Consider the following 19,066-nt stretch of genomic DNA (forward strand, 5'->3'; position numbering starts at 1 on the left):
CATGGCCGAAGCAAAAGTACTCAGTGGCGCAGGCCTGCGTGGCCAGGTGGCCGGCCAGACTGCACTGTCGACCGTGGGCCAGGCCGGTGCCGGGCTGACCTACCGTGGTTATGATGTGCGTGACCTGGCCGCCGGTGCCGAGTTCGAAGAAGTCGCCTACCTGCTGCTGTACGGCGAGCTGCCAACCCAGGCCGAACTGGCCGACTACAAGCGCAAGCTCAAGGGCCTGCGTGACCTGCCGCAAGCCTTGAAGGAAGTGCTTGAGCGCATCCCGCGCGATGCCCACCCGATGGACGTCATGCGCACCGGTTGCTCGGTACTGGGCACCCTCGAACCAGAACTGACCTTCGAAGCCCAGCGCGACAAAACCGACCGCCTGCTGGCGCTGTTCCCGGCCGTGATGTGCTACTGGTACCGCTTCACCCACCATGGCGTACGCATCGACTGCACCACTGATGAAGACACCTTGGGTGGCCACTTCCTGCACCTGCTGCACGGCAAGAAGCCGAGCGAGCTGCACGTCAAGGTCATGAACGTGTCGCTGATTCTCTACGCTGAACACGAATTCAACGCCTCGACCTTCACTGCCCGCGTCTGCGCCTCGACCCTGTCTGACTTGTACTCCTGCGTTACCGCAGCCATCGGCTCGCTGCGTGGCCCGCTGCACGGCGGTGCCAATGAGGCTGCGATGGAACTGATCGAACGCTTCCAGAGCCCGCAGGAAGCCACCGCCGAACTGCTGCGCATGCTCGAGCGCAAAGACAAGATCATGGGCTTTGGCCATGCCATCTACAAAGAGTCCGACCCGCGCAACGAGGTGATCAAGGGCTGGTCGAAGCAGCTGGCTGACGAAGTGGGTGACAAGGTGCTGTACCCGGTGTCCGAAGCCATCGACAAGACCATGTGGGAGCAGAAGCGCCTGTTCCCCAACGCCGACTTCTACCATGCCTCGGCGTACCACTTCATGGGCATTCCGACCAAGCTGTTCACCCCGATCTTCGTCTGCTCGCGGCTGACCGGCTGGGCGGCGCACGTCTTCGAGCAGCGCGCCAACAACCGCATCATCCGCCCGAGCGCCGAGTATGTCGGCGTCGAACAGCGCCAGTTCGTGCCGATCGAGCAGCGCTGAATAGCTATAGAGAGGCAACCCGTTTCCCTTGAGGGAGCGGGCGTGCCCGCGAATGCACCCGGCCTTGTAACCACTGTGCACCTGCTGACGCATTCGCGGGCACGCCCGCTCCCACAGGTACGGTGAAACCTTCCGAATCCTGTGACCGAGCCTGATTCCATGATGAACACTGCATACCGCAAGCACCTGCCAGGCACCGACCTGGACTACTTCGACGCCCGCGCGGCGGTCGAGGCGATCAAGCCCGGCGCCTACGACGGCTTGCCATACACGTCCCGCGTGCTCGCCGAGAACCTGGTGCGCCGCTGCGACCCTGCTACGCTCGACGCCTCGCTGAGCCAGCTGATCGAGCGCAAGCGCGACCTCGACTTCCCGTGGTTCCCGGCCCGCGTGGTGTGCCATGACATCCTTGGCCAGACTGCGCTGGTCGACCTTGCCGGCCTGCGTGACGCCATTGCCGACAAAGGCGGCGACCCGGCCCAGGTCAACCCGGTGGTGCCGGTGCAACTGATCGTCGACCACTCGCTGGCCGTCGAGTGCGGTGGTTTCGACCCGCAGGCCTTCGAAAAGAACCGCGCCATCGAAGATCGCCGCAACGAAGACCGCTTCCACTTCATCAACTGGACCAAGAAGGCGTTCAAGAACGTCGACGTGATCCAGCCGGGCAACGGCATCATGCACCAGATCAACCTGGAGAAGATGTCACCGGTGGTCCACAGCGACCGCGGTGTCGCCTACCCGGACACCTGCGTCGGCACCGACAGCCACACGCCGCATGTCGATGCACTGGGTGTGATCGCCATCGGCGTAGGCGGCCTGGAAGCCGAAAACGTGATGCTCGGCCGCGCCTCCTGGATGCGTCTGCCGGAAATCGTCGGCGTCGAGCTGACTGGCAAGCTGGCCCCGAACATCACTGCCACCGACCTGGTACTGGCCTTGACCGAATTCCTGCGCAAGCAGAAAGTGGTCGGCGCTTACCTGGAGTTCCATGGCGAGGGTGCCCGCGCCCTGACCTTGGGCGACCGCGCCACCATTTCCAACATGGCCCCGGAATACGGCGCCACGGCGGCGATGTTCGCCATCGACCAGCAGACCATCGACTACCTGCGCCTGACCGGCCGTGAAGAGCAGCAGGTCAAGCTTGTGGAAACCTACGCCAAGGCCACCGGCCTGTGGGCTGACAGCCTGGGCGGCGCGGTCTACGAGCGTACCCTGAGCTTCGACCTGTCGAGCGTGGTACGCAACATGGCCGGCCCGTCCAACCCGCATGCCCGCGTCGCCACCAGCGACCTGGCGGCCAAAGGCATCGCCGGCAGCTGGGAAGAGGTGCCGGGGCAGATGCCGGACGGCGCGGTGATCATCGCTGCCATCACCAGTTGCACCAACACCAGCAACCCGCGCAACGTGATTGCCGCAGGCCTGATTGCGCGCAATGCCAACAAGCTGGGCCTGACCCGCAAGCCGTGGGTCAAGTCGTCGCTGGCTCCCGGCTCCAAGGCCGTGCAGCTGTACCTGGAGGAAGCAGGGCTGGAGAAGGAGTTGGAGCAACTTGGCTTTGGCATCGTCGCCTTTGCCTGCACCACCTGCAACGGTATGTCCGGCGCCCTGGACCCGGTGATCCAGCAAGAAATCATCGACCGCGACCTGTACGCCACTGCCGTGTTGTCGGGTAACCGCAACTTCGACGGGCGTATCCACCCGTACGCCAAGCAGGCCTTCCTGGCCTCGCCACCGCTGGTGGTGGCGTATGCCATTGCCGGTACCATTCGTTTCGACATCGAGAAGGATGTGCTGGGCGTGGTCGATGGCAAGGAAATCCGCCTCAAGGACATCTGGCCCAGCGACGAAGAAATCGATGCGGTGGTGCGTGCAGCGGTCAAGCCGGAGCAGTTCCGCAAGGTCTACATCCCGATGTTCGCCATCGAGGAAGACCGCGGGCCGAAAGTTGCGCCGCTGTATGATTGGCGCCCGATGAGCACCTACATCCGCCGCCCTCCCTACTGGGAAGGTGCCCTGGCCGGCGAGCGCACCCTGCGCGGCATGCGTCCCCTGGCGGTGCTGCCGGACAACATCACCACCGACCACCTGTCGCCGTCCAACGCCATCATGCTCGACAGCGCTGCGGGTGAGTACCTGGCGAAAATGGGCCTGCCGGAAGAAGACTTCAACTCCTACGCCACTCACCGGGGTGACCACCTGACGGCCCAGCGCGCCACCTTCGCCAACCCCAAGCTGTTCAACGAAATGGTGCGCAACGACGATGGCAGCGTGAAACAGGGCTCGCTGGCGCGTATCGAGCCGGAAGGCAAGGTTACCCGCATGTGGGAGGCGATCGAGACCTACATGCAGCGCAAGCAGCCGCTGATCATTGTCGCCGGTGCCGACTACGGTCAGGGTTCGTCCCGTGACTGGGCGGCCAAGGGCGTGCGTCTGGCCGGTGTCGAGGCGATCGTGGCCGAAGGCTTCGAGCGTATTCACCGCACCAACCTGGTAGGCATGGGCGTGCTGCCGCTGGAGTTCAAGCCGGGCACCGACCGCAAGACCCTGGGCCTGGATGGCAGCGAAACCTATGACGTGCTGGGTGCGCGTACGCCACGGGCGACCCTGACCCTGGTGGTTACCCGTGCCAATGGCGAGTGCCTGGAAGTACCGGTGACCTGCCGTCTGGACACCGCCGAGGAAGTGTCGATCTACGAAGCGGGCGGGGTGCTGCAGCGCTTTGCCCAGGACTTCCTCGAAGCGACCGCCTGAGCATGAATCGGGGGCCGCAAAGCGGCCCCAGGGTATTTCACCGGACTATCAGGATGCCCAAGAAAATGGCACATGTACCCCAGATCAAAATCCCCGCCACCTACATCCGCGGCGGCACCAGCAAAGGCGTGTTCTTCCGCCTGCAAGACCTGCCCGAGCAGGCGCAAATTCCAGGTCCCGCCCGCGATGCGCTGCTGCTGCGGGTAATCGGCAGCCCCGACCCTTACGGCAAGCAGATCGACGGCATGGGCGGCGCCACGTCGAGCACCAGCAAGACCGTGATCCTGTCGCAAAGCATCAAGCCCGAGCACGATGTCGACTACCTGTTCGGCCAGGTCAGCATCGACAAGGCCTTCGTCGACTGGAGCGGCAACTGCGGCAACCTGTCCGCTGCGGTCGGTTCGTTTGCCATCAGCAGTGGCCTGGTCGACCCGGCGCGTATTCCGCGCAACGGTATCGCCACCGTGCGTATCTGGCAGGCAAATATCGGCAAGACCATCATCGCCCACGTCCCGATCACTGAAGGTGAAGTGCAGGAAACCGGCGACTTCGAGCTGGACGGGGTCACCTTCCCGGCGGCCGAGGTGCAGCTGGAGTTTCTTGACCCTGCAGCCGATGAAGACGGCGGTGGCGGTGCCATGTTCCCCACCGGCAATCTGGTCGATGACCTGGAAGTGCCGGGGGTCGGTACGTTCAAGGCGACCTTGATCAATGCCGGTATCCCGACCATTTTTGTCAATGCTGCCGATATCGGCTACACCGGTACCGAACTGCAGGACGCCATCAACGGCGATCCGCAGGCGCTGCTGCGCTTCGAGACCATTCGCGCCTATGGCGCCGTGCGCATGGGGCTTATCGACAACGTCGACCAGGCTGCCGGGCGTCAGCACACGCCGAAAGTGGCGTTCGTCGCGCCGCCGAGCACCTACACTGCCTCCAGTGGCAAGGCGGTGCCGGCCGGTGAGATCGACCTGCTGGTGCGGGCCTTGTCGATGGGCAAGCTGCACCATGCCATGATGGGTACGGCTGCGGTGGCAATTGGCACTGCGGCGGCCATTCCGGGCACGCTGGTCAACCTCGCCGCTGGCGGAGGCGAGCGCAGCGCTGTGCGTTTCGGTCATCCTTCGGGCACCCTGCGGGTCGGGGCCGAAGCACGCCAGGTGAATGGTGAGTGGACGGTAACCAAGGCAATCATGAGCCGTAGTGCTCGCGTGCTGATGGAGGGCTGGGTTCGCGTGCCTGGCGATAGCTTCTAAAGCACCACTGGCGCTCGGCTTCAAGAGGGGCCGCTTTGCGGCCCTTCGCGGGCTTGCCCGCTCCCACAGGTAATCACAGGGTTTGAATGCTGTGATATCCCTGTGGGAGCGGGCAAGCCCGCGAAGGGCTGCACAGCAGCCCCGGCAATTCTGAAGGGAGCTGGATATGAGCGCCAACGTAGACCTCAACGATCGCCCGGATTACGACCGGGTGCTACAAACCCTGGCCGATTACGCCCTCGGCTACCGGGTCGATTCCCGCGAGGCCCTGGACACCGCGCGCAACTGCCTGATGGACACCCTCGGTTGCGGCCTTCTCGCCTTGCGCTTCCCTGAGTGCACCAAGCTCCTTGGCCCCCAGGTGGAAGGCACGCTGGTCCCCAATGGTGCTCGCGTCCCCGGCACCTCCTATCGCCTCGACCCGGTCAAGGCTGCCTGGGACATTGGCTGCACGGTGCGCTGGCTGGACTACAACGACACCTGGCTGGCCGCCGAATGGGCTCATCCCTCGGACAACCTTGGCGGCATCCTGGCAGTGGCTGACCACCTGTCACAGAAACGGGTTGCCGCGGGTGAAAAGCCACTGCTGATGCGTGATGTGCTCGAGGCCATGGTCATGGCGCATGAGATTCAGGGCGTGCTGGCGCTGGAAAACGCCTTCAACCGTGTCGGCCTCGATCACGTGATTCTGGTGAAGGTCGCGTCGACCGCCGTGTGCGCCAGGCTGATGGGGGCCAATCGTGAGCAGATGCTCTCGGCCTTGTCCCACGCCTTCGTCGACGGCCAGGCCCTTCGTACCTATCGCCATGCGCCCAACGCCGGTTCGCGCAAGTCCTGGGCTGCGGGTGACGCCTCCAGCCGAGGTGTGCGCCTGGCCGACATCGCCTTGCGTGGGGAAATGGGCGTGCCGGGCGTGCTCACGGCGTCGCAGTGGGGGTTCTACGATGTTTCGTTCAGCCATACCAACAAAGACCTGGCGCTCAAGCCCGCTGGGCAGTACGAGCTGCGCCTGCCCCAGGCGTTGGGCAGCTATGTGATGGAGAACGTGCTGTTCAAGGTCAGTTTCCCTGCCGAGTTCCACGCCCAGACCGCCTGTGAGGCAGCAGTAACCCTGCATCCACTTGTGCGTAACCGTCTGCATGAAGTCGACCGCATCGTCATCACCACCCAGGAATCAGCGATCCGCATCATCTCCAAGAGCGGCCCACTGGCCAATGCCGCCGACCGTGACCACTGTCTGCAGTACATGGTGGCCGTGCCGCTGATCTTTGGTCATCTGGTGGCGGAGCATTATGAGGACGCCTTCCATGCCAACCACCCCAGTATCGACCGCCTGCGCGAGAAGATGGAGGTGGTGGAAGACCCGCGCTTCAGTCGCGAGTACCTGGAGCCGGACAAGCGTTCGATCGCCAACGCGCTGCAGGTGTTCTTCAAGGATGGCAGCAGCACCGAGCAAGTGGTGGTGGAGTACCCGATCGGGCATCGTCGGCGGCGCGGGGAGGGGATACCGTTGCTGGAGGCCAAGTTCAGGGCCAACCTGGCGACCCGCTTTGCCCGGCAGCGGTGTCAGCAGGTTTTCGAACTGTGCAAGGACCAGCAGAAGCTGGAAGGCACGGCTGTGCACAGGTTCGTGGACTTGTTTGTGATATGAAGCGGCCGGCACAGGCCCAAACAACAAAGCCCCGGCATCGCTGCCGGGGCTTTGTTTACAACCTGTAACTCAGCTTACGCCTGAACCACCGGGATCTTGGCGTTGGCTGCCGCTTCGCGGAACTCGGCGATCTGGTCGAAGCTCAGGTAGCGGTAAACGTCGGCAGCCATGCTGTCGATGTCTTTCGCGTACTGCATGTACTCTTCGACGGTCGGCAGTTTGCCGATGATCGAAGCGACAGCGGCCAGCTCGGCCGATGCCAGGTACACGTTGGTCGCGTCGCCCAGACGGTTCGGGAAGTTACGGGTCGAGGTGGAGACCACGGTCGAACCGGTCTGCACGCGTGCCTGGTTGCCCATGCACAGCGAGCAGCCTGGCATTTCCATACGTGCACCGGCCTTGCCGTAGATGCCGTAGTAGCCTTCTTCGGTCAGCTGGTGAGCGTCCATCTTGGTTGGCGGAGCCAGCCACAGACGGGTCGGAATGCCACCCTTGACCTTCTCCAGCAGCTTGCCGGCAGCGCGGAAGTGACCGATGTTGGTCATGCACGAACCGATGAACACTTCGTCGATCTTCTCGCCTTGTACCGAGGACAGCAGGCGGGCATCGTCCGGGTCGTTCGGCGCGCAGAGCACAGGCTCTTTGACGTCGGCCAGGTCGATTTCGATGATTTCGGCGTATTCGGCATCGGCGTCGGCCGACAGCAGCTCAGGCTTGGCCAGCCAGGCTTCCATGGCCTGGGCACGGCGCTCCAGGGTGCGGGCATCGCCGTAGCCTTCGCCGATCATCCAGCGCAGCAGGGTGATGTTGGACTGCAGGTACTCGGCGATGGCCTTCTCCGGCAGCTTGATGGTGCAACCGGCAGCGGAACGCTCGGCCGAGGCGTCGGACAGCTCGAAGGCTTGCTCGACGGTCAGTTCGTCCAGGCCTTCGATTTCCAGGATGCGGCCGGAGAAGGCGTTTTTCTTGCCTTTCTTCTCGACGGTCAGCAGGCCCTTCTGGATGGCGTAGTAAGGGATGGCATGCACCAGGTCACGCAGGGTGATGCCTGGCTGCAGTTTGCCCTTGAAGCGCACCAGGATCGATTCTGGCATGTCCAGTGGCATGACGCCGGTGGCGGCAGCGAAGGCCACCAGGCCGGAACCGGCTGGGAACGAGATGCCGATCGGGAAGCGGGTGTGCGAGTCGCCACCGGTACCTACGGTGTCAGGCATCAGCATGCGGTTCAGCCAGCTGTGGATGATGCCGTCGCCTGGGCGCAGCGACACGCCGCCACGGGTTCGGATGAAGTCTGGCAGGGTGTGGTGGGTGGTGACGTCGATCGGCTTCGGATAGGCCGCGGTGTGGCAGAACGACTGCATGACCAGGTCAGCAGAGAAGCCCAGGCATGCCAGGTCTTTCAGCTCGTCGCGCGTCATCGGGCCCGTGGTGTCCTGGGAGCCGACGGTGGTCATTTTTGGCTCGCAGTAGGCGCCTGGGCGCACGCCCTGGCCTTCTGGCAGGCCACAGGCACGGCCGACCATTTTCTGCGCCAGGGTGAAGCCCTTGCCGGAATCGGCAGGCTGCTCTGGTTTCTTGAACAGGTCGGAAGCACCCAGGCCCAGCTCGGCACGGGCTTTTTCGGTCAGGCCGCGGCCGACGATCAGCGGGATACGGCCGCCAGCGCGGACTTCGTCCAGCAGCACTTCGGTTTTCAGCTCGAAGGTGGTGACCAGCTCGTCGCTGTCGTGACGGCGTACTTCACCTTTGTATGGGTAAACGTCGATGACGTCGCCCATGCCCAGGTTGGTGCAGTCGAATTCGATCGGCAGGGCGCCGGCGTCTTCCATGGTGTTGTAGAAGATCGGGGCGATCTTGGTGCCGAAGCAGAAGCCACCGGCGCGCTTGTTCGGCACGTAAGGAATGTCGTCGCCGAAGAACCACAGTACCGAGTTGGTAGCGGATTTACGCGAGGAACCGGTACCGACCACGTCGCCGACATAGGCAACCGGGAAGCCCTTGGCCTTGACGGCTTCGATCTGGGCCAGCGGGCCGACCGAACCAGGCTGCTGCGGTTCGATGCCGTCGCGGGCCATTTTCAGCATGGCCAGGGCGTGCAGCGGAATGTCAGGGCGCGACCAGGCGTCCGGGGCAGGCGACAGGTCGTCGGTGTTGGTTTCGCCAGGCACCTTGAACACGGTCAGGGTGTACTTGTCGGCGATGGCCGGACGCGAGGTGAACCACTCGCCGGCAGCCCAGGATTCCAGGACGGCCTTGGCGTGCGTGTTGCCGGCCTTGGCTTTTTCGGCCACGTCGTGGAAGGCATCGAACATCAGCAGGGTGTGCTTGAGCTGTTCGGCCGCGACGGCGCCCAGTTCGGCGTCATCCAGCAGTGCGACCAGCGTTTCGATGTTGTAGCCGCCCTGCATGGTGCCCAGCAGTTCGGTGGCGTGCTTGCGGTCGATCAGTGGCGACTTGGCTTCGCCCTTGGCGACGGCGGAGAGGAAAGCGGCCTTGACGTAGGCAGCTTCGTCGACCCCTGGCGGTACGCGGTTGGTGATCAGGTCTACGAGGAAGGCTTCTTCGCCGGCCGGCGGGTTTTTCAGCAGCTCGACCAGGCCTGCAGTTTGTTCGGCGTTCAGCGGCTGGGGAACGATACCCAGGGCGGCGCGCTCTTCGATGTGTTTGCGGTAGGCTTCAAGCACAGTTATTTCCCTCATCAGTGGTCCCTAAAGGGGGTCCGGGACGCTTATCCAGCATTCAATGCACCCATGCGCTGCCGCGGCTTTGTGGGCCGCCCAACCAGGGTCGCAAGGAATCCTTACAGAAGCTGCTTTCAAAGTTTTACGCCTGCAGAACGGGGACTGATGAGGGCTGGCGCGGGCATGCGAGGGATGCATGGCCCGGGCCAACGCCGTTCTACCGGATCAACTGTGCTCGTGACGCTTTGAAAACAGCTTCCAACGGACATTGTTGCCTTTGAAAAGGCCGGGTGATTCTACGGTAAAAAAAGCCTGAAGGTAAGGCGGTGTTCATGACTTTAACGAGTGACCCTGGTTAGACAAAGGGCTAACATGGGCCTGTGTTCCATCGCCAAGCTGTTGTTTTTCATGTCCAACAAGTCCATCAAAACCCCTTGCGTCGGCCTGTGCTCCACGGTGTACGGAGACACGGTGTGCCGTGGCTGCAAGCGTTTTCACCACGAAGTGATCAACTGGAACGGCTACGACGACACGCAGAAGCGCGCCGTGTGGTTGCGCCTTGAGCAACTGCTGGTGCAGGTGATGATGGCCAAGCTTGAGGTGTTCGACAAAGGCCTGCTGCGCCAGCAACTGGAGCAGCGCTCCATCCGCTTTGTCGAGCAGCAGTCGGCGTATTGCTGGGCTTACCAGCTGATTGCCCGCGGGGCGCGGATGATCCGTGACCTGGAGGCCTATGGCATGGTGTTGCTGCCGGAGTTCCGTGACTGGGAACTGCCCCAATTGCGCGATGCGATCGATCGCGAGTTCTTCCTGCTTTCAGAGGCGCACTACCAGCGCTATATCGCCCCCAGCTTCCTGCGCGATGCCATGGGCAGCGCGCAGGGCCAGTGAGCCGGGCGAATCAGTCGCCGGTGTATTCGCAACCGCTGGTGCAGGTTTCGTGGATGCGAACCTTGGACAGCTCCGGCATCAGCGGCTTGACCTGGTCCCAGATCCACTTGGCGATCACTTCGCTGGTGGGGTTTTCCAGCCCGGGGATGTCGTTCAGGTAGTTGTGGTCCAGCTGATCATAGATCGGCTTGAAGATCGCCTTGACCTCGGCGAAGTCGCGGATCCAGCCCGTGTGCGGGTCGAGCGGGCCGGTCAGGTGCAGGCCGACCTTGAACGAGTGGCCATGCAAACGGCCGCATTTGTGCCCTTCAGGGACGTGGGGCAGGCGGTGGGCCGATTCGAATGTGAATTCCTTGAAAATTTCCACGCTGTCATAACTCTGTGTGAATCAATAATGCGCGCAGTCTACCAGCATGGCCGCTACAAGGCTTGCAGGCGTTCATGCAGCCGCCCGGTGGCGGTCAGTTCCAGAAGTTCATCCCCCAGGCGCTGGCTTTCGGCAATGGCTTTGTACCAATAGCGCTTGCGCCCTGGCGCATCGCCCATGAAGCGCTTGAAGTCGTTGCGGTCGGGCAGTTTGCCGTAGGGCAGGGCGGCCAGGTATTGCGGCGAAGGCGTCATCAGCAGCACGTTTTGCAGGCGGGTGGCATCGCCCTTGCGCCAGGGCAGGGCCTTGTCGAACCAGCCGGGTACGACCTTGTCGGTGAAGTGCGGGTACAGCACCAGGTCGTCGCCGCGATAGGGCAGGTCGAGGTGATAGTCGAGCAGGCCGCCGTCGCGGTAGGTGCCGGCACCGGCACCGGGGATGTCTTTCACGCCCTGCATGACCATCGGTATCGACCCGGAAGCGAGCAGGGCGTGGCGCAGGTTGGTCAAGTCCAGCGGCAGGTAGCGTGAGGGGAAGTCGGTCAGCGTGTCGAGCGGAGGCGCGGCGCGCCCATCGTGCAGAATGATGCGCTCGAAGTGACGGGCCAGGCGCGAACGGCCCAAAAGGTTACTGGCAACCACCGAGCCCAGCCCCAGCCCCAGGCGGCCGCGATGGTCGTGAGCGAGCTGGCCATGGCTTTTCACCACCAGGATGTTCAGGCGGTAGTGCGGGTTGGCCAGCAGCTGGCCGTCGCGGCCCTCCAGCAGGTCATCGAGCATGCGTTGGCAGCTGCGGCTGATTTCGGCCGGGGTGACGCCCTTGGCGAAATCCTGCTCGGTGTATAGCTCGCCCAGGCGACGGATGCCGGCGACCGGGTCGTCGAGGCAGGCGCTGGCGAAGCGCCAGGCACCGATCGATGCGCCGATCAGGGCACGCTGACGGGGTGCCGAGGGTAGCCACTCGCCGAACAGCGCCAGGTCCAGGCCCTGGATGCCCAGCGGCTTCGGCCCACCCGCCGCGCCCGGCAATACCCCGACATCGGCCGCCTGCAGGCCACGCTCGCGGATGTGTCGCAAGGCACGCTGGCCGGCCTTGAAGGTGAGGGCGGGGTATTTGATGTGGATGGCGCTCATGGCGGGTCTCTTGGGCATAGGAGCAGCCTTGTGCTGCGTGGGGCCATTACAGATAACACACCTGTAGGTGGCTGTATTGGCCCTTTCGCAGCACAAGGCCGCACCTTGCACTGGGCCGAGTCGGGTTGGCGGCGTAACTGCGCTATCATGCCGCCAGCTGTTTTCAGGTTGAATTAAGGACCGCTGGTTAATCTTAACCCCGTAGACAACTTGCACAGTTCTCAGGAGAGAAGAACGATGAAAACCATGACTGCCCTGATCACCGCCGCTGCCCTCGCCCTGGGTGCCAATGCCGCCTTCGCCAAGGACGTTCAGCCTGACGAAGTGGTCAAACTGGTCAACGCCAAGACCATCAAGTCGCTGGACGAGCTCAAGGCCGCTGCCGTGGCCAAGCACCCAGGCGCCACCGTCACTGACTCGGAACTTGAAGACGAGTACGGCCGCTACATCTACAAGGTCGAGCTGCGTGATACGCAGAACGTCGAATGGGACGTCGACATGGATGCCAAGACCGGTGAGGTGCTCAAGGACGAACGAGACAGCTGATGATCCATGTATCCCGGACGGCACGTTACCTGGCGCTCTCGCTGCTTGCCGTCTGCTCCCTGGCTGTTGCTCGCGACCTGGACCAGGATGAAGCCCTGAAGCTCCGTCAGAAGGGCATCATCCTGCCGCTCGAACAGCTGCTCGAGACCGCCCTGGGGCGTCACCCCGGGGCGCGTCTGCTGGAAGCCGAGCTGGAAGAAGACGATGATCGCTACGAATATGAAGTCGAGTTGCTGACGACTGAAGGTGTGGTGCGCGAGATCAAGCTCGATGCCAGCACCGGCGCCCTGCTCAAAGACGAGGAAGATGACTGAATGCGCCTGTTGCTTGTCGAGGACAACGTACCGTTGGCCGATGAACTGACCGCCGGCCTGCAGCGCCAGGGTTATGCCGTGGACTGGCTGGCTGATGGCCGTGACGCGGTTTACCAGGGGCAAAGCGAGCCTTACGACCTGATCATCCTGGACCTCGGCCTGCCTGGCTTGCCCGGCCTGGATGTGCTGGCCCAGTGGCGTGCCGCCGGCCTGGCCACACCGGTATTGATTCTCACGGCCCGCGGCTCCTGGGCCGAGCGCATCGAAGGGCTGAAGGCCGGGGCTGACGATTACCTGAGCAAGCCGTTCCATCCCGAAGAGCTGCAACTGCGCATCCAGGCGTTGCTGCGCCGCGCCCGGGGCCTGGCCAATCAGCCGAAGCTGGAAGCGGCCGGCCTGCACCTTGACGAAAGCCGTCAGTGCGTGAGCCGCGACGGGGTGGATGTGCAACTGACCGCCGCCGAGTTCCGCCTGCTGCGCTACTTCATGCTGCACCCGCAGCAGATCCTGTCCAAAAGCCACCTGGCCGAGCACCTCTACGACGGTGAAACCGAGCGCGACTCGAACGTGCTGGAGGTCCACGTCAACCATTTGCGCCGCAAGCTGGGCCGCAGTGTGATCGAAACCCGTCGCGGGCAAGGCTACATCTATGCCGGGAGCGGCGAGTGAAGTCGATCCAGGCGCGCCTGAGCCTGGGCCTGGTGGCGGTACTGGTGGTGGTCGGCGTGGTGCTGGCGCAACTGACCTTGTGGCTGTTCGAGGCCGGCCTGCAACGTTATCTGGAAAACGGCCTGCGCAACGAAAGCGAGAACCTTCTGGTGGCATTGGTGCGCGGGCCCTCCGGCCTGCAGTTGGATGAGCGGCGCATCTCGGCTGCCTATCAGCGGCCGTTTTCCGGTTACTACTTCCGCATCGATTTCGACCAGGGTACCTGGAGGTCTCGTTCGCTGTGGGACCTGGACATGCCCAAGCCCGCAGCGCCCGGGCTTTCCGATAGCCATGAACTCGGCCCGGAAGGCCAGCAACTGCTGGCCCTGCGTGCCGACTACCGGCGCCTGGGCCAGGACATCTCGATCAGTGTGGCTCAGGACTATTCACCGGTGCGCGAAGGTTTCCGACGCTTGCAGCAGATCGGCCTGGGCATGGGCCTGGTGGCGCTGATCCTGATTCTGGTGTTGCAGCGCATCACGGTTACCCGCTCGCTGCGGCCGCTGGAGCGGGCGCGCCAGCAGATCGCCCAGCTGCAGCAGGGGCAGCGCTCGCAGCTGGATGCCGAGGTGCCCAGCGAGTTGGTACCGCTGGTGGGGCAGATCAACCACTTGCTTAGCCATACCGAAGACAGCCTGCGCCGCTCACGCAATGCCCTCGGTAACCTCGGCCATGCGCTGAAGACGCCGCTGGCGGTGTTGCTGAGCCTGGCTTCCAGTGACCGCCTGCAGGGTCTGCCGGAGGTGCGCGCGCAAATGCGTGAGCAGTTGCAGCAGATTCAGGAGCGCCTGGCGCGCGAGCTGAACCGTGCACGTTTGGCAGGGGATGCGCTGCCGGGTGCGCAGTTCGATTGTGATGCCGAACTGCCGGGGTTGCTCGGCACCTTGGGCATGATTCATGGCGAGGGCCTGCTGCTGGCAAGTGATGTGTCGCCCGGGCTGTTGTTGCCATGGGACCGCGAGGACGTGCTGGAACTGTTGGGTAATCTGCTGGACAACGCCTGCAAGTGGGCTGACAGCGAGGTGCGCGTGGGTATCGCGTCGAACGCCGAGGGCTACCGGCTGTGGGTCGATGACGATGGCCCGGGTATTGCGCAAGACCAGCGGCAGCAGGTGCTGGAGCGAGGTTCACGGCTGGACGAGCAGGTGGCTGGGCATGGGCTGGGGTTGGGCATCGTGCGCGATATCGTCGACGCATGGGGCGGGCGACTGGCCTTGCTGGAGAGCCCGCTGGGCGGGTTGCGGGTGAGCATCGACCTGCCGCGCAAGGCTCGTTGATGCCGGGGCCGCTGTGCGGCCCATCGCGACACAAGGCCGCTCCCACAGGTACGCAATACCCTTTGGCCCTATCAGTACTGCAAAAAAATTGCAGTACAGCCGCAGTTTTTTGAATTAGCCCAAATTTCCCCCTCCCGGCAAAATCCCCCCACGAAACCCTGCGGTTTCCATCTCTCCACGGACGGAGCCCCTTGTGGTATTGCATGCGCAATACGAGGCCCAGGCCAACTCGGCTGGGCTTTCTTTTTAAACAGAAAAACCAAAGATCCCGATTGCCCAAATGTCTGCCTCGCGTTCCGAAAGTCGTCTGCAGCGGCTGTTGCCGGCCTCCCTCAACATCCCCCCGAAAGAATGGTTGCGTGCCGGTATCGGTGCGCTGCTTGGCCTGTTCCTCGCGGGCTGGCTGACCAGCCTGGCCTATGGTCCCAGCATCGCCCTGCACTTGCTCGGCCCGCTGGCTGCTTCGGCGGTACTGGTGTTTGCGGTGCATTCCGGCCCCTTGGCCCAACCTTGGCCGGTGTTGGGCAGCTACGCCCTGGCGGGTGCAGTGGGGCTGGCCATGCGCGAAGGCTTCGGCCCCGAGCTGTGGGTGGCTGCTGCGGCGCTCGGCATCTCGATCCTGGTCATGTGCCTGTTGCGCTGCCTGCACCCGCCGGGTGGCGGTGTGGCAGTGAGTGCGGTGCTGGCCGACCCGGGGTTGACCGCCCTGGGCGATCACCTGCTGGAGCCGGTGCTGCTCAATGCGTTGATACTGGTGACAGTGGCAATCGCCTACAACCGTTTGACGGGGGTGCGCTACCCGAAAGGCGCGCTGCCACGCAAAGACCTGCACCACACCCATGACCCACTGCCCGGCGAGCGGGTCGGCATCCGCAGTGAAGACCTGGACCTGGCCCTGGAAGAGCTGGGCGAGTTCGTCGACGTCAGCCGTGACGAGCTGGAGCGCATCATCCTCGCCACTGAGCAGCACGCCCTGCAGCGCAGCCTTGGTGGTATCACCGCGGCCTCGGTGATGTCCCGCGATGTGCAGTTCGCCACGCCTGATACCACACTGGAGCAGGCCTGGAAAATGCTCGCCAGCCATCACCTGAAAACCCTGCCTGTCCTGCAGCACGGCAAGCTTGTGGGCATCGTCAGCCTCAGCGACCTGGTTGGCCCGGCGATGCAGCGTGGGCGTTTCAGCTGGCGCGGTCTGTTCGGCCGCCAGGCGGTGCGCATGGCACAAGTGATGAGCAGGCGGGTTGTCAGTGTCAGCAGCCAGCACCCGTTGGAACGCCTGCTGCCCTTGTTGTGCGAACAAGGCCTGCACTGCTTGCCGGTGCTTGATGGCGACAAGCTGGTGGGGGTGATCACCCAGACCGACCTGATCGCCGGCCTCAAGCGTCAGTTGCTCAGCAAGATCGAGGCTTCAGATAACCGGGTCCCAGCGTTGTGACCAGTCGCTGGCGCCGGCAGCTACCAGCCGGCGCAGGATCGCGAAGGCCTGTTGCAGGGCTTCGCTGTCGCGTTTGCGTGGGTACACCAGGAAGGTCGGGTAGGTGAACTCCGGTGCCTGCGGTACCCGCTCGAACACGCCGCTGTCCAGATAGGCCTGCACCACCCGCGTGCGGAAGTAGCCACTGCCACCTTGGTCGAGTATGAACTGCAGGGCCAACGGACCAAGGTTGAAGCTTAGCGCCGGGCGCGCGCAGTCGGGCAGGGCCGCATCATGCTGGCGGCGGAAGGCCTCGCCCCAGTCGATGTAGATGTACGGCTCGGGCCGCTCGACCCGGCGCACGCGAATCAGCTTCTCTTCCATCAACTGCTCCACCTGCAGGCCTGGACCGTAGGTCGGCTGGTAGACCAGCGCGGCGTCCAGCAAGCCCATCTCGACCTTGCGCAGCAGCGATTCTCCGTCGCTGACCTCGCTGCGGATGGCATGGCTGGGCAGTTCACGGTGCAGGGCACTTACCCAGTCGAGCATCATCGGGTTGCCCAGGCTCACCTCACCGCCCACATGCAGCACCTGCTGGCAACCTTCAGGCAACGGCAGGTCGCGGCGCGCGGCTTCCCAGGTTTGCACCAACTGGTTGGCATAACTGACGAACGCTTCGCCATCGCTGGTCAGGCTGGCGCCGCTGCGGCTACGCACGAACAGCTGGCAACCCAGTTGCTGTTCCAGGCGCTGCACGCGCGCGGTGATCGCGGTTTGTGACACGAACAGGCGCTCGGCCGCGGCGACCAGGCTGCCGCAACGCACAATTTCCAGGAAGGTACGGGCCTGCTCGATGTCCATGGGCTGCTCGGTGGTTGAAGGGGAGGCCTATTCTAGAGGCTTTGCACCGTTATGGGGCGTAATTGCGTTGTCTGCAAATTTGCAGGTCGGTTGTGACTTTAGTCCCATGGCGGCGTGGGTATAGCGGTCCATACTCAAGTTTCGCCCTTCAATAACAACAAGTACCGGGTTTCTAACGACATGAGCTACCAGCACAGCTACGCCCATTCCATTTCCGACCCTGCCGCTTTCTGGGCGGAACAGGCCGCACACCTGGCCTGGCACCGCAAGCCTGCCCTGACCCTGCAAGATAACGCCGACGGTACCCACCGCTGGTTCGCGGATGGCCGCCTGAACAGCTGTTACCTGGCCCTCGACCACCAGATCGAGCAGGGCCGCGGCGAGCAGTTGGCGCTGATCTACGATTCGCCAGTGACCGGCGTGCAGCAGACCTACACCTACAACCAATTGCGCGACGAGGTGGCACGCCTGGCCGGTTTGCTGCGCCAGCTGGGGGTGAACAAGGGCGATGGCGTGATCATCTACATGCCCATGGTGCCGCAAGCGGCCATGGCGATGCTGGCCTGCGCGCGGATCGGCGCGGTGCATTCGGTCGTGTTCGGTGGCTTTGCCGCCAACGAGTTGGCCCTGCGCATCGATGACGCCCGGCCCACCTTGTTGCTGACGGCATCGTGCGGGCTGGAGTTCGACCGGGTCATTGCATACAAACCGCTGGTTGACCGTGCCCTGCAACTGGCCCGGCACCAGCCGCGCAATGTGCTGGTGCTGCAGCGGCCACAGGCGCACGCTGAGCTGCTGCCAGGCCGCGACCTGGACTGGCAGGCGGCCTTGGCCGACGCCGAGCCGGTGGCGCCCGTCGAGCTGGATGCCGGCGACCCGCTGTACATCATGTATACCTCAGGCACCACCGGTAAGCCCAAGGGTATCGTCCGGGAAAACGGCGGCAATGCCGTGGCGCTGTGTTACGCCATGCGCCATATCTATGGCATGCAGGCCGGCGATGTGTGGTGGGGCATTTCCGACGTCGGTTGGGTGGTCGGCCACTCACTGATCGTCTACGGGCCGTTGATGAGCGGCTGTACCACGGTGTTCTACGAAGGCAAGCCAATCCGCACCCCGGATGCTTCGGCCTATTGGCGGGTGGTGGAGCAGTACCGGGTCAACGCACTGTTCTGTGCACCTACGGCCATGCGCGCCATCCGCAAGGAGGACCCGGAGGGCGACCTGATTCGCAAACATGACCTCAGCTCGCTGCGGCAACTGTTCCTGGCGGGGGAAAAGCTGGATTCCAGCACCCATGAATGGCTGGAACGGGTGAGTGGCAAGCCGGTGCACGACCACTGGTGGCAGACCGAGACCGGCTGGCCGGTCACCGCGCCTTGCGTCGGGCTGGAGGGCAGTGCGGCGAAGCCAGGATCGAGCAACCGGGCGGTGCCGGGTTACAACGTTCGCGTACTGGATGACGAAGGCCACTTGCTCGGGGCCAACCATCAGGGTTCGATCGTGATTGCCCTGCCATTGCCACCCGGTTGCAGTCAGACGCTGTGGGGGGATCACGAGCGCTACCTGCAGGCCTACCTGCGCACGTATCCGGGGTACTACCACACGGGCGATGGCGGCTATCTGGACGATGATGGTTTCGTCTACATCATGGGGCGCACCGATGATGTGATCAACGTTTCCGGTCATCGTTTGTCCACCGGTGAAATGGAAGACCTGGTCGCCCGCCACCCGGCGGTAGCGGAGTGTGCTGTGATCGGTGTGCATGACGAGATCAAGGGCCAGGTACCGTTGGCGCTGGTGGTACTCAAGGATGGCGAGGGCATTGCCGAGGCGCAGTTGCTGGTGGAGCTGGTGGGCAGCGTGCGCGAGGAAATTGGCCCGCTGGCCTGTTTCAACCGGGTACGGCTGGTGAAGCGCCTGCCCAAGACCCGTTCCGGCAAGATTCTGCGGGCGGTGCTGCGCAAGATTGCCGATGGGCAGGATTATGTGCCGCCGTCGACCCTGGATGACCCGGCAGTGCTAGGGGAGATCGAAGCGGTGCTGGCAGATTTGCCCAGGGCGGGTTGATGGTTTGACCTCGATGG

15 protein-coding genes are annotated in these 19,066 nt (G+C 63.7%); 11 read left to right on the forward strand and 4 right to left on the reverse strand.

Annotation, left to right across the window (positions count from 1 at the left end):
• Position 1 precedes the first annotated feature (1 nt).
• From prpC to prpD, 4 genes are all read left to right on the forward strand, one after another.
• Entirely contained in the window at positions 2-1,129 is a 1,128-nt protein-coding gene (gene prpC, locus ACF8O8_RS20805) for a 2-methylcitrate synthase (protein ID WP_003250313.1), read from the forward strand.
• Positions 1,130-1,291: 162 nt separating this feature from the next.
• The gene (gene acnD / locus ACF8O8_RS20810; RefSeq protein ID WP_010953299.1) at positions 1,292-3,880 is read left to right on the forward strand and encodes a Fe/S-dependent 2-methylisocitrate dehydratase AcnD; all 2,589 of its coding nucleotides are present in this window, start codon (positions 1,292-1,294) and stop codon (positions 3,878-3,880) included.
• A gap of 65 nt (positions 3,881-3,945) precedes the next feature.
• Positions 3,946-5,136, forward strand: a complete 1,191-nt coding sequence (prpF, locus tag ACF8O8_RS20815) for a 2-methylaconitate cis-trans isomerase PrpF (protein ID WP_104962135.1) — start codon at positions 3,946-3,948, stop codon at positions 5,134-5,136.
• A 166-nt stretch (positions 5,137-5,302) separates the two neighbouring features.
• A complete protein-coding gene (gene prpD / locus ACF8O8_RS20820) occupies positions 5,303-6,787 on the forward strand; it encodes a 2-methylcitrate dehydratase (RefSeq protein ID WP_392510362.1) in 1,485 nt (494 codons plus the stop codon).
• A 74-nt stretch (positions 6,788-6,861) separates the two neighbouring features.
• Here the strand turns inward: prpD and acnB are convergent, their stop codons facing one another.
• Positions 6,862-9,471: a bifunctional aconitate hydratase 2/2-methylisocitrate dehydratase gene (gene acnB, locus ACF8O8_RS20825; protein ID WP_012053050.1), complete on the reverse strand. Its 2,610-nt coding sequence runs from the start codon at positions 9,469-9,471 to the stop codon at positions 6,862-6,864.
• Positions 9,472-9,876: 405 nt separating this feature from the next.
• Here acnB and ACF8O8_RS20830 point away from each other — a divergent pair, with 405 nt between their 5' ends.
• Positions 9,877-10,359, forward strand: coding sequence for a DUF1289 domain-containing protein (locus ACF8O8_RS20830; RefSeq protein ID WP_162490568.1), 483 nt, complete (start codon positions 9,877-9,879; stop codon positions 10,357-10,359).
• A 10-nt stretch (positions 10,360-10,369) separates the two neighbouring features.
• Here ACF8O8_RS20830 and queD read toward each other — a convergent pair whose 3' ends face one another.
• Both queD and ACF8O8_RS20840 read right to left on the reverse strand, forming a co-directional pair.
• Positions 10,370-10,726, reverse strand: a complete 357-nt coding sequence (queD, locus tag ACF8O8_RS20835) for a 6-carboxytetrahydropterin synthase QueD (protein WP_003250327.1) — start codon at positions 10,724-10,726, stop codon at positions 10,370-10,372.
• Positions 10,727-10,779: 53 nt separating this feature from the next.
• Positions 10,780-11,859, reverse strand: coding sequence for a patatin-like phospholipase family protein (locus ACF8O8_RS20840; RefSeq protein ID WP_004573881.1), 1,080 nt, complete (start codon positions 11,857-11,859; stop codon positions 10,780-10,782).
• A gap of 237 nt (positions 11,860-12,096) precedes the next feature.
• On the opposite strand from ACF8O8_RS20840, the gene ACF8O8_RS20845 reads away from it, so the two are divergent.
• The 5 genes from ACF8O8_RS20845 (at position 12,097) to ACF8O8_RS20865 (ending at position 16,139) form a co-directional block, all read left to right on the forward strand.
• Complete coding sequence (locus ACF8O8_RS20845) at positions 12,097-12,405, forward strand: PepSY domain-containing protein (RefSeq protein WP_010953306.1); 309 nt, start codon at positions 12,097-12,099, stop codon at positions 12,403-12,405.
• Complete coding sequence (locus tag ACF8O8_RS20850) at positions 12,405-12,719, forward strand: PepSY domain-containing protein (protein WP_003250344.1); 315 nt, start codon at positions 12,405-12,407, stop codon at positions 12,717-12,719. The genes ACF8O8_RS20845 and ACF8O8_RS20850 overlap by 1 nt, the downstream gene beginning before the upstream one ends.
• Complete coding sequence (locus ACF8O8_RS20855) at positions 12,720-13,388, forward strand: response regulator transcription factor (protein ID WP_010953307.1); 669 nt, start codon at positions 12,720-12,722, stop codon at positions 13,386-13,388.
• The gene (locus tag ACF8O8_RS20860) at positions 13,385-14,704 is read left to right on the forward strand and encodes a sensor histidine kinase (protein WP_010953308.1); all 1,320 of its coding nucleotides are present in this window, start codon (positions 13,385-13,387) and stop codon (positions 14,702-14,704) included. Before ACF8O8_RS20855 ends, ACF8O8_RS20860 begins: the two co-directional genes overlap by 4 nt.
• Before the next feature lie 280 nt (positions 14,705-14,984).
• Entirely contained in the window at positions 14,985-16,139 is a 1,155-nt protein-coding gene (locus tag ACF8O8_RS20865; RefSeq protein WP_010953309.1) for an HPP family protein, read from the forward strand.
• On the opposite strand, the gene ACF8O8_RS20870 is transcribed toward ACF8O8_RS20865, so the two are convergent.
• Positions 16,113-16,979 (reverse strand): LysR family transcriptional regulator, encoded by an 867-nt coding sequence (locus ACF8O8_RS20870; protein ID WP_010953310.1) that lies wholly within the window; start codon positions 16,977-16,979, stop codon positions 16,113-16,115. The genes ACF8O8_RS20865 and ACF8O8_RS20870 overlap by 27 nt on opposite strands.
• 180 nt (positions 16,980-17,159) lie before the next feature.
• On the opposite strand from ACF8O8_RS20870, the gene ACF8O8_RS20875 reads away from it, so the two are divergent.
• Positions 17,160-19,049 (forward strand): propionyl-CoA synthetase, encoded by a 1,890-nt coding sequence (locus ACF8O8_RS20875; RefSeq protein ID WP_010953311.1) that lies wholly within the window; start codon positions 17,160-17,162, stop codon positions 19,047-19,049.
• Positions 19,050-19,066 lie beyond the last annotated feature (17 nt).

The organism is Pseudomonas sp. TYF_14 (assembly GCF_043105275.1).
Classification (GTDB): domain Bacteria; phylum Pseudomonadota; class Gammaproteobacteria; order Pseudomonadales; family Pseudomonadaceae; genus Aquipseudomonas; species Aquipseudomonas alloputida.

Bases quoted from the DNA above. Each gene is read 5' to 3' on its own strand.
- prpC (WP_003250313.1), top strand. From the start codon at position 2: ATGGCCGAAGCAAAAGTACTCAGTGGCGCAGGCCTGCGTGGCCAGGTG.
- acnD (WP_010953299.1), top strand. From the start codon at position 1,292: ATGAACACTGCATACCGCAAGCACCTGCCAGGCACCGACCTGGACTAC.
- prpF (WP_104962135.1), top strand. From the start codon at position 3,946: ATGGCACATGTACCCCAGATCAAAATCCCCGCCACCTACATCCGCGGC.
- prpD (WP_392510362.1), top strand. From the start codon at position 5,303: ATGAGCGCCAACGTAGACCTCAACGATCGCCCGGATTACGACCGGGTG.
- ACF8O8_RS20830 (WP_162490568.1), top strand. From the start codon at position 9,877: ATGTCCAACAAGTCCATCAAAACCCCTTGCGTCGGCCTGTGCTCCACG.
- ACF8O8_RS20840 (WP_004573881.1), bottom strand. From the start codon at position 11,859: ATGAGCGCCATCCACATCAAATACCCCGCCCTCACCTTCAAGGCCGGC.
- ACF8O8_RS20845 (WP_010953306.1), top strand. From the start codon at position 12,097: ATGAAAACCATGACTGCCCTGATCACCGCCGCTGCCCTCGCCCTGGGT.
- ACF8O8_RS20850 (WP_003250344.1), top strand. From the start codon at position 12,405: ATGATCCATGTATCCCGGACGGCACGTTACCTGGCGCTCTCGCTGCTT.
- ACF8O8_RS20855 (WP_010953307.1), top strand. From the start codon at position 12,720: ATGCGCCTGTTGCTTGTCGAGGACAACGTACCGTTGGCCGATGAACTG.
- ACF8O8_RS20865 (WP_010953309.1), top strand. From the start codon at position 14,985: ATGTCTGCCTCGCGTTCCGAAAGTCGTCTGCAGCGGCTGTTGCCGGCC.
- ACF8O8_RS20870 (WP_010953310.1), bottom strand. From the start codon at position 16,979: ATGGACATCGAGCAGGCCCGTACCTTCCTGGAAATTGTGCGTTGCGGC.
- ACF8O8_RS20875 (WP_010953311.1), top strand. From the start codon at position 17,160: ATGAGCTACCAGCACAGCTACGCCCATTCCATTTCCGACCCTGCCGCT.